This is a genomic window from Anaerocolumna chitinilytica (assembly GCF_014218355.1).
GTDB lineage: Bacteria > Bacillota > Clostridia > Lachnospirales > Lachnospiraceae > Anaerocolumna > Anaerocolumna chitinilytica.
In genome coordinates this window covers 488,455-497,500 of sequence record NZ_AP023368.1, presented here as the reverse complement: position 1 = coordinate 497,500, position 9,046 = coordinate 488,455, and the positions used below count along the sequence as shown (strand labels likewise).

At 40.0% G+C, this 9,046-nt stretch carries 10 protein-coding genes, 2 tRNA genes, 1 rRNA gene and 1 riboswitch (1 of these 14 cut by a window edge); all 13 genes read right to left on the bottom strand.

Features of this window, described 5'->3' with window-relative positions; translation table 11 throughout:
* Positions 1–98: ribosomal RNA gene (locus tag bsdcttw_RS02245) — 16S ribosomal RNA — on the bottom strand (it extends 1,436 nt beyond the left edge of the window).
* A 404-nt stretch (positions 99–502) separates the two neighbouring features.
* Positions 503–591: transfer RNA gene (locus bsdcttw_RS02240), tRNA-Ser, on the bottom strand.
* 71 nt (positions 592–662) lie between these two features.
* Positions 663–748, bottom strand: a tRNA-Ser gene (locus bsdcttw_RS02235).
* A 115-nt stretch (positions 749–863) separates the two neighbouring features.
* Entirely contained in the window at positions 864–1,583 is a 720-nt protein-coding gene (gene ispD, locus bsdcttw_RS02230; protein WP_185257827.1) for a 2-C-methyl-D-erythritol 4-phosphate cytidylyltransferase, read from the bottom strand.
* Between the two features lie 93 nt (positions 1,584–1,676).
* Positions 1,677–2,699 carry a tRNA (adenosine(37)-N6)-threonylcarbamoyltransferase complex transferase subunit TsaD gene (gene tsaD / locus bsdcttw_RS02225; protein ID WP_185257826.1) on the bottom strand — a complete coding sequence of 341 codons (1,023 nt, stop codon included), beginning with the start codon at positions 2,697–2,699 and terminating at the stop codon, positions 1,677–1,679.
* An 85-nt stretch (positions 2,700–2,784) separates the two neighbouring features.
* Positions 2,785–3,699 carry a ribonuclease Z gene (locus tag bsdcttw_RS02220; protein WP_185257825.1) on the bottom strand — a complete coding sequence of 305 codons (915 nt, stop codon included), beginning with the start codon at positions 3,697–3,699 and terminating at the stop codon, positions 2,785–2,787.
* 260 nt (positions 3,700–3,959) lie between these two features.
* Positions 3,960–4,205, bottom strand: a complete 246-nt coding sequence (locus tag bsdcttw_RS02215; protein WP_185257824.1) for a hypothetical protein — start codon at positions 4,203–4,205, stop codon at positions 3,960–3,962.
* Positions 4,206–4,279: 74 nt separating this feature from the next.
* Positions 4,280–4,723, bottom strand: a complete 444-nt coding sequence (gene rimI, locus bsdcttw_RS02210; protein ID WP_225903769.1) for a ribosomal protein S18-alanine N-acetyltransferase — start codon at positions 4,721–4,723, stop codon at positions 4,280–4,282.
* A 97-nt stretch (positions 4,724–4,820) separates the two neighbouring features.
* The gene (gene tsaB / locus bsdcttw_RS02205; RefSeq protein ID WP_185257823.1) at positions 4,821–5,528 is read right to left on the bottom strand and encodes a tRNA (adenosine(37)-N6)-threonylcarbamoyltransferase complex dimerization subunit type 1 TsaB; all 708 of its coding nucleotides are present in this window, start codon (positions 5,526–5,528) and stop codon (positions 4,821–4,823) included.
* A 55-nt stretch (positions 5,529–5,583) separates the two neighbouring features.
* Complete coding sequence (gene tsaE / locus bsdcttw_RS02200; protein ID WP_185257822.1) at positions 5,584–6,024, bottom strand: tRNA (adenosine(37)-N6)-threonylcarbamoyltransferase complex ATPase subunit type 1 TsaE; 441 nt, start codon at positions 6,022–6,024, stop codon at positions 5,584–5,586.
* A gap of 129 nt (positions 6,025–6,153) precedes the next feature.
* Positions 6,154–6,771, bottom strand: coding sequence for an ECF transporter S component (locus tag bsdcttw_RS02195; RefSeq protein WP_185257821.1), 618 nt, complete (start codon positions 6,769–6,771; stop codon positions 6,154–6,156).
* A 193-nt stretch (positions 6,772–6,964) separates the two neighbouring features.
* A riboswitch (FMN riboswitch) is annotated at positions 6,965–7,113 on the bottom strand.
* 44 nt (positions 7,114–7,157) lie between these two features.
* A complete protein-coding gene (locus tag bsdcttw_RS02190; protein ID WP_185257820.1) occupies positions 7,158–7,649 on the bottom strand; it encodes a VanZ family protein in 492 nt (163 codons plus the stop codon).
* 85 nt (positions 7,650–7,734) lie between these two features.
* Complete coding sequence (locus bsdcttw_RS02185; RefSeq protein ID WP_185257819.1) at positions 7,735–8,946, bottom strand: LCP family protein; 1,212 nt, start codon at positions 8,944–8,946, stop codon at positions 7,735–7,737.
* Between the last annotated feature and the right edge of the window lie 100 nt (positions 8,947–9,046).

The window sequence follows — 9,046 nt, the reverse complement described above, 5'->3', positions numbered from 1 at the left end:
TTCCATCCGAAGACTTCCACTTACAAGTTCCGTTCGACTTGCATGTGTTAAGCACGCCGCCAGCGTTCATCCTGAGCCAGGATCAAACTCTCAAATTAAAGTTTAATCATTTTCAGAATTAACATTGGCTATTCAAATCTAAGATTCGAACAATTGTTATTTCCGATAGTCTGTAGCCGAAGCTACCTACTATTTTACTGTTTTTAAGGTTGTATCATTTCTGATACGGTTCTTTATGATCGATTTCCGATGCTGTCATTTCTTATAAATAAGAAGCAACATTCTCTTCTATCTCTCAATGAAATTTTAAAGAAAATTTCAGGGTTGTTATACTGTTCAGTTATCAATGTTCTGTATTACTTTTGCTAGGTTTTATCCGCTTTTCCTCTTCTGTAAGGCGGCGGTGTCTTGCACCAGCTCGACTATCTTATCACACTTACCAGAGCTTGTCAACAACTTTTTTTATTTATTTTTCAGAAGTTGTTTTTGTCGGTAAAACCAACGGAGAAGGAGGGATTTGAACCCTCGCGCCGCTATTAACGACCTACTCCCTTTCCAGGGGAGCCCCTTCAGCCGCTTGGGTACTTCTCCATAATGGCTGATTTTGTTACTACATATTATATATAAGATAAGACTTTTGTAATCAACAGAATTCTTATCAGCGGAGAAGGTGGGATTCGAACCCACGGTCCCTTTCGGAATCACCGGTTTTCAAGACCGGCTCCTTAAACCACTCGGACACCTCTCCGAACACTGCTTGAACAGTATAGCAAAACTTGCAAAGCATGTCAAGCACTTTTAAGCTTATTTTTTTGTTTTTTTGTATCTTTTGTTGTAATTTTTTTAAAAGTTATGATTAATTCTCATTTTTTACGCTGTAAAAGCGCTTCTCCCATAATCAGATCTTCCTGGGTGGTTATCTTAATATTTCTATAACTGCCCATAATCATTTTAACCGGATAATTCAAAGTATATTCAAGAACCATTGTATCATCTGTTATTGATATCTTCTTATCTTGAACGTCTTTGTGAAATTCACCCAGGAGCATATCATATGCCCTTGAAATCAGAGAACGTGAAAATGCCTGGGGTGTTTGGATTGCCCAAACAAAGCTGCGATCTGGTGTTTCTGTAATTGTTCCTGTTGTATCAACAATTTTAATTGTATCTTTAACTGGAACACCTACAGCACAAGCCGGGTGCTCTCTTAAGCTTACTATTATCTCCTCTATCATTTCCGTAGTAATAAAAGGTCTTGCACCATCGTGTATCAGAACATACTCCCCTTTAGATATCGCTTTTAGCCCATTATAGACCGAATGATAGCGCTCTTCTCCTCCCGTTACTACACGGACCGGCTTTTCTAAGGGGTACCGGCTAAGGATGTTGTCCTCCAGATATTCTATATCGTTTTCATTTACTACCAATAGAATTTCGTCCACACTGCTTTTATCAAATGCTTCCAAGGAATAGCAAAGTACCGGTTTCTCTCCCAAAAGCATATACTGCTTTGGAATATCAGACTGCATTCTTTTACCGCTTCCACCGGCTAGCAGGATAGCGCTTATTTTCTCTTGTCCCATTTTATCCCTCTCTTCTCCGGTCATAATGATATCAATAGTACATCAATTACTAATATCCGGCTGATACCCGGAAAACAGCTATCGTATATTTCATTAGCGTTGTCCTATTTTAAGATTGGGTATTGCATTCAGGTCCAGACCATGCCTGGTTCCTCCAAGATATTCATAATAAGCTGCTGCCCCTATCATGGCAGCATTGTCTGTACATAAGATTGGAGATGGATAATATAGTTTAAGACCTTTCTTTTTGCAGCCTTCTTCCATTGCTTCCCTTAAGGCTGAATTGGATGCTACTCCACCTGCCAAAGCAACTTGAGATAACTTTAAGTCTTTGGCGGCTAAAAGGGTTTTCGATACAAGAGCATCCACAACTGCCTCCTGAAAAGAAGCTGCTATGTCAGCTCTGTTTACTTCTTCCATCTTCATTTCACAGGAATTGAGGTGGTTTAGAACAGCAGATTTCACCCCGCTAAAGCTAAAGTCATAAGGTGCATCCGCAATATTAGCTCTGGGAAAAGCTATGGCATTCTTATTCCCCTCTTTGGCAAGCTTGTCTACCTTCGGTCCTCCCGGATAACCAAGTCCGATTGCTCTGGCTACCTTGTCAAAGGCTTCTCCTGCGGCATCATCATGGGTTCTTCCGATTATCTCATACTTTCCATAATCCTTTACCACTACCAAATGGGTATGCCCTCCCGATACGATTAAGCATAAAAAGGGAGGCTCCAGGTCTTTATGCTCTATGAAATTGGCAGAAACATGCCCTTCTATGTGATGCACTCCTACCAGCGGTTTTCCTGCCGCGTAACTGATAGCCTTTGCTTCTGCTACGCCAACCAATAATGCCCCTACCAACCCCGGGCCGTAGGTAACACCTATGGCATCAATCTCATCTAATGTTGTATTTGCTTCTGTTAAAGCTTCTTTGATTACCTGATTTATCTTTTCTATGTGCTTTCTGGACGCAATTTCCGGCACTACACCACCATACAGGGTATGAAGCGCTATCTGGGATGATATTACGTTTGATAGTACCGTCCTGCCATTTTTAACAACTGCTGCTGCGGTCTCATCACAGGAAGATTCTATCGCCAGAATCAATATATCCTTATCCATTTCTCTTTCAGCTGCCCTGGTGTAAAAATCCTTCCTAAAGTCAAACTGGCATTACACTGCCGGCAGTTCCTTTCTGTTAAACTCATTATTCATTGGGGTCAAATTCCAGAACAACGCTTTTCTTGTCTGTTCCGGCTTTGGCATTGGCAAAAATAGCACGGGTATCCGCCATAAATTCCTCCGGCCTGATTAAAGAAGGGCTATAATGGGTAAGCCAAAGCTCTTTCGCATCAGCTGCCTTTGCTAATCTTGCCGCATCATAAAAGGTCATATGCTTATGCTCTGCTGCTTTATCATCCTTATCCTTCTCACCGTACATTCCTTCACAGATGAATAGATCTGCATCTTTTGCATGCTCACTGATTGAAGCAATAGGCCTTGTGTCAGTGCAATAGGTAAGCTTAATTCCTTTTCGTCGGCCGCCTAAGACCAATTCCGGTGTATATATTCTTCCGTCGGCTTCGATTGTCTCTCCCTTTTGCAGCTTATTCCAATATTTTTGAGGTACTTCATTTTCAATAGCTTTCTCTGTATAGAATCTTCCGCCACGCTCAATTAAAACATTGTAACCATAGCAAAGTACGTTATGATTTACTTTAAAAGCCTGTATTACATAACCATTTATACGGAATTCTTCTTCTGCTCCGTTAATCTCTATAAAATTAATATCAAAGGGCAGCTCCGGTGCAATTACCCGAAGAGCACTTACTACCCTTTCCAGACCTTTCGGTCCTATCATGGTTACAGGCTCAGTCCGGTCAGCATTTCCCATGGTAAGTAACAGACCTGGTAATCCGCTGATATGGTCCCCATGATAATGGGTAAAGCAAATCACATCAATAGGATGGAAACTCCAGCCTTTCTCCTTAATTGCAATCTGGGTGCCTTCTCCGCAGTCTATTAAAAGACTGGAACCATTATACCTGGTCATCAATGCCGTCAGCCACCTGTTTGGTAAAGGCATCATTCCGCTGGTTCCAAGCAAACAAACATCTAACATGTATTTTCCTCACTTTACTGCATATCTCGAATCGTTATTTTTAACGTTTTCTAAATAGTACCACAATGCATATCAGTTAGCAAGCCCTGTAAAAACAGTACCCTAAGATGAATTTCATACCTCCGGACATACTGTAAGAGCTATATAAAGTATAGCCTTACCCCTATGATAAAATACCTCAGCCATCTTACAATTCTTATAATTAAAACAAGCAGGCGCACCATTTTTTGGTGTTCCTGCTTGTCCTTTTATATTACTGCTTATAATGCTTCTCTTTTATGAACTTTCTGTATCGGAATTTTAAAGGATGATATTAACCGGTCATAGCACTCTTCGCAGATGTTAAACTTATGGACCTCTAAATCATATTTTGAGAAGTATCCCCACTCTTTTGCCGCTTCAAATACGTCTTCCTTCATTATTCCATGCTCCATTGCGATTTTTTTTCCGCAAACATTACAATAGATATCATGATTGATTATTGGTACCCTTTTTAAGTTTCTCATAATATTCCTCCCGCCAACTTGTCCGCCTTCTTGAGATTATTATAACTTGAAATCCAGAAAATTTACAGTGGGAATTACAACCACATAATCAGTGCATCTTCTACCGGTGCCTCGTAATAGTTCTTTCTGACCGCTGTATCCACGAATCCCAGCTTATGATAGAGATGAATAGCAGACAGATTGCTTTGACGTACTTCCAGTGTAAAGGCGGCAATTCCCATCTTGCGCCCGCTCTCTATCAGCTCTGTCAAAATCCTTTCCCCTACCCCCTGGTTCCGGTACTTTTTATCAACAGCAACATTGGTTATCTCACCTTCGCCAACAATTCCCCACAATCCGCAATAACCAAGAATAATTCCCTCAGCTTCTGCAACCAGATAGAGATTCTGCGGATTCTTCAAGGAGTTTAGAAAGGATTCCTGACTCCAGGGTCTTGAAAAGGAATTGTATTCGATTGTATATACCTGTTCCATGTCTTCTGGCTTCATGGGACGGACTACCATTTGATGTATACTCATTATATCACTCTTTTCCTTTCATTTACCATAACAAAACGGACCCGAGAAAAACTATCATCTCTTATTGATTGTTCTCTCAGGCCGTATAAACACATTATTAAATTTGCTGCTGCTTTTCAGCTCTTTCGCGTTCTGCCTGGGACATTCTAAGATATTCCGGCTCAAAACTGTCTCCCTCTTGCAACTTACCGGCTTTGTAATACTCTACCCCTAAAGCTCCAAGGGCTGCTGCTCTTTGCTTTGAAAGATGAACAGGAGCAATAGAATAAGGAGCTTTCAGTAAAGGTGCAAACTTACTAAGCTGAGCTTCCACACCGTCACCAAGGAATATAATTTCCCGGTTATAGCTGTTAAGCTTTTCTGCCAATTCTTCTACCTCTGCGGCAAACTGCGGCAGAACCACTTTAAATTCGCCCTCCTGCCATTCATATAAACCTGTATAGACCTGGTTTCTTCTGGCATCCATCATAGGACAGATTAAATGGTCTGTTCCATACAGATTATATGCAAGGGAATCTACAGTAGGTATATTAATTATCGGAATATCCAGAACCAGTGCCAGGCCTTTTGCAGTAGAAGCACCTATACGCAATCCGGTAAAGGAACCCGGACCTCCAGCAACGGCAATTGCATCGAGCTCTTTCACATCAATATCAAGTATTTTAAGAACCTCATCTACCATAGGAAGAAGGGTCTGAGAATGGGTCTTCTTATTGTTGACAGTGAATTCTCCCAGTACTTTATCCTCTGTTACCACAGCCACAGAAGCAACAAGTCCGGAACTGTCCAGTGCTAATATCTTCATGTAACTCCTTTCATAAACAGCAAGCTTACAAGAATTTATCAATTCTTATTCTATTTTATTCTTCTATAAGCTTACCGCCGGTGACCGTAATCTTTCGGTAATCAAAGCCTTTTGCTGTGTTCTTTTCTATCGTAATAGAGGTAAGGGTTTCAGGAAGCAATTCTTTAATTAACTCAGCCCATTCTACAAGGCAGACACCTTCTCCGTAGAAATAATCTTCGTACCCTATTTCCTCCATCTCTTCGATATCTTCAATGCGATATACATCAAAATGATACAGGGGAAGCCTTCCTTCCTCATACTCGGAAACAATCGTAAAGGTTGGGCTGTTTACCGGTTCCGTAATTCCAAGACCTCTTGCAAAGCCTTGTGTAAATACTGTCTTCCCGGTTCCTAAATCTCCGGACAGACAATATATTTCTCCTGACTTTGCCTGCTCTCCCAAACGCTTCCCAAGTTCAAAGGTTTCTTCCCTGCTATTGGTTTCTATTATCATAAGTTCTCACAGTCCTCAGTGAATTCTCTTAAAACGCCAAGAAGTACCGTAAGCTAACTTACGATACTGCTTGCATTAGAAGTATGTGACAATTATAGCAGATATAGCATGATTTAAAAAGTCATTTTTTTAACGGATTACTTTTTTTAATATTTCATAAGTGATATGACCTACAATACCGAGAAATATACCTTTTACCAGATTAAAAGGTGTGATTCCAATTAAGATTAAGGTAAACATATTCTTAATACCAGGTACCATAGAAGCCAAGCCTACAATATTATCGATGCCACCGTACATTCTGGCATACAAAGGTATGGTTACAAAGTAATTCATTAGGAATCCTACAATCATCATAGAAATGGTTGCAGCACCAAAAGCGAATACTGACTTATATTTTCCTTTTAATTTACGAAAGAGTAAGCTTGCAGGTACAACGTATGCAACACTTACAATAAAGTTGGCAAGTTCACCGATTCCCATGGTATTGGAAGCAGTAATTCCTTTTATGAGGTTCTTTAGAAATTCTATTAGAATTCCTGCTGCCGGCCCAAACCAAAAAGCGCCTAATATCGCCGGTATATCACTGAATTCAAGTCTTAAAAAACCGATATAGGGAGGGGACTCCAGCAACATTAATACATAGGATAAAGCTGTTAAGAGACTTATCGTAACCATTGCTCTTGTACTAAAAACAGAACTTTTTACATAGCTTTCCTTCATTGTGTTGTTTTGTGATGTCTTCATAATATTCTCTCCTTTTTAGGAAGGAAATTCCTGGTTTTATGCGTGGAAAACATTTTAAAATGTTATTCTCACCCTGACCAAGAGAATCTATGCGTTGTAACTGCTACAGATTCTTTCAGCAGAAATAATAAAAGCCCCGAATAATAGTAATTCGGGGCTTTTTACGTACATGCAATAATGCATATTCTGCAATCAGTTTCTTCTCACATCCAGACTATACTGTCGGTTTTGGAATTGCACCAAATCAACTGATACCAGTAAGTTTTAACTTCACTTATTACCCTGTATCAGGTCGCGGACTATACCGCCGGTCGGGAATTTAACCCTGCCCCGAAGAATTTCCTTATTTTTTTGTGTCTTTATAATAGTACCCTTTGAGAATTTTGTCAAGGGTAATTTTTAACATTCTTCTTCCTGTTGATATGACGAGATATCTGAGCGCAGAGAAGAATTCCAATAATTGCACCGAATGTATCGATTCCTACATCCGTTATCATCGGCGACCGACCGGGCGTGAAGAACTGGTGGAATTCATCACTGGAGGCATAAAGGACGCAAAGGCCGATACTTAATAGATACAACCTTCTCCCTCTCAGCCGATGACAATAAATTAATGCAAAGGCGACTGTAATACCAAGCATCGCATACTCTGATAGATGTCCAACCTTCCTTACAGGGGTATGTATACTCTCTATGATATGCTCCTGCTCCGCCGAAGTTACAGTTAAATCAGCTGCATTGATTACTGCCTCAACCATGGATTTTGTTAAAGAACCGCTTAAGTTGGAGGACTCATTGCTGTTCTCCGAAGAAAATAAAAAAATTATTATCATAATCAGAATTGCCGGAACCCAGGCTAACCATCGTTTTCTAGTCACAGTACTTATCCCTTCTCAATCTGTTTCCACCATGTTATACCATTTTATGAGTTCAGTCAACTAAGATGCTATTCCTTGTAAAATATTACTGGTTTAGAGTAACTTCCCGTTTGCTCTGATTAGGATATAACTGTTCCTGCAATACTTTGATGTTCTTATCAAAATTCAGTGTAATAACATCCATTCCTCTAATGCGCATAAACTGGTAGGAATTATCTACCGGTATATGACTTTGATCCATTTTATAACCTGCATATTTGGGAATGGATAGAATCATCGAAAATATCTCACCTTCTGTGAGGTTTGTAGTAATCTGCGGCAGCAATTTATTGAGGAGACTGTTCAACTGAATCAGATTCAGCTTCTTAACCTTTTGCAGTGCTTCACTTAAAACTCTTCTTTGCCTTGCTGTTCTCTCAAAATCAGTTCCTATATACCGGTTTCTGGCATAGGCTAATGCCTGCTTACCATTCAGCTTTAATACTCCGGCCTCCTGCAGGTAATCTGTTCCTTCTTTCTCCCCTCGTAAACTGTTAAGCTCAGCCAAATAGTTATTTATGATAGGTATTTCCTTATCGGTGACCTCGATGGTTACTCCTCCAACAGCATCTATGATATCCATAAATACATAAAAATCCACAGATGCATAGCGATCCACACTTACTTTAAAATTCTGTTCAATCGTATTCATTAAAAGGCTCGGACCGCCATAAGCATATGCTGCATTTAACCGGTTGTTGTTCTTTCCAGGTATTTGAAGATAAATATCCCTCAGCAAAGATGCACTAGTTATGGTTTTACTCTTCTTATTAATGGATAAGAGTATCATAGCATCGGAGCGGGAGTTCTCCCCTACCTTCCTGTTATCTGTTCCGATTAAGAGTATGTTAAACACATTCTTATCCGATAAGACCGAAGTACTTTTATCTTCCATATTCTTTCGAATAGCTTCCTCTGCTGAGGAGATCAGCTCAGGAGATGAATCATCTCCAGAAGAATCTTCTCCAAATGAATCATCTCCTGATGAATCATCTCCAAAAGCATCTTCTCCAGATGAATCCCCTCCTAAAGCTTCTCCTGAACTATCAGTATCTAAGCGGCTGTCCTCATCAGTAATATCTGCCCCAGAAGTTTCTTTTATAACCCCATCTTTTGAAAGAGCTTCCACTCGATTCATCTTACTGATATAACTATGGGCCAAAAGATAGCCACAGAGTATGAGAAAGGCTATAACTGCCGCTGTTATACCTGTTATTTTCTTTATTTTCTTACCTTTAGGTCCGACTGGTCTCTCCATTATTTACCTCGATTCCGCACTATAACCGCGCACTTCTTGTCTTATTATTATACTTTATCTTATATTCCCGTAATTCCTGTCTTACCGGAATAGTTGTCCG

What these genes read in the sequence shown, in the direction of transcription:
- tsaB (WP_185257823.1), bottom strand. Translation starts at nt 5,528, where the DNA reads ATGAAGATATTAGCACTGGACAGTTCCGGACTTGTTGCTTCTGTGGCT.
- bsdcttw_RS02215 (WP_185257824.1), bottom strand. Translation starts at nt 4,205, where the DNA reads ATGAGAAACTTAAAAAGGGTACCAATAATCAATCATGATATCTATTGT.
- tsaE (WP_185257822.1), bottom strand. Translation starts at nt 6,024, where the DNA reads ATGATAATAGAAACCAATAGCAGGGAAGAAACCTTTGAACTTGGGAAG.
- ispD (WP_185257827.1), bottom strand. Translation starts at nt 1,583, where the DNA reads ATGGGACAAGAGAAAATAAGCGCTATCCTGCTAGCCGGTGGAAGCGGT.
- bsdcttw_RS02195 (WP_185257821.1), bottom strand. Translation starts at nt 6,771, where the DNA reads ATGAAGACATCACAAAACAACACAATGAAGGAAAGCTATGTAAAAAGT.
- bsdcttw_RS02185 (WP_185257819.1), bottom strand. Translation starts at nt 8,946, where the DNA reads ATGGAGAGACCAGTCGGACCTAAAGGTAAGAAAATAAAGAAAATAACA.
- tsaD (WP_185257826.1), bottom strand. Translation starts at nt 2,699, where the DNA reads ATGGATAAGGATATATTGATTCTGGCGATAGAATCTTCCTGTGATGAG.
- bsdcttw_RS02220 (WP_185257825.1), bottom strand. Translation starts at nt 3,699, where the DNA reads ATGTTAGATGTTTGTTTGCTTGGAACCAGCGGAATGATGCCTTTACCA.
- rimI (WP_225903769.1), bottom strand. Translation starts at nt 4,723, where the DNA reads ATGAGTATACATCAAATGGTAGTCCGTCCCATGAAGCCAGAAGACATG.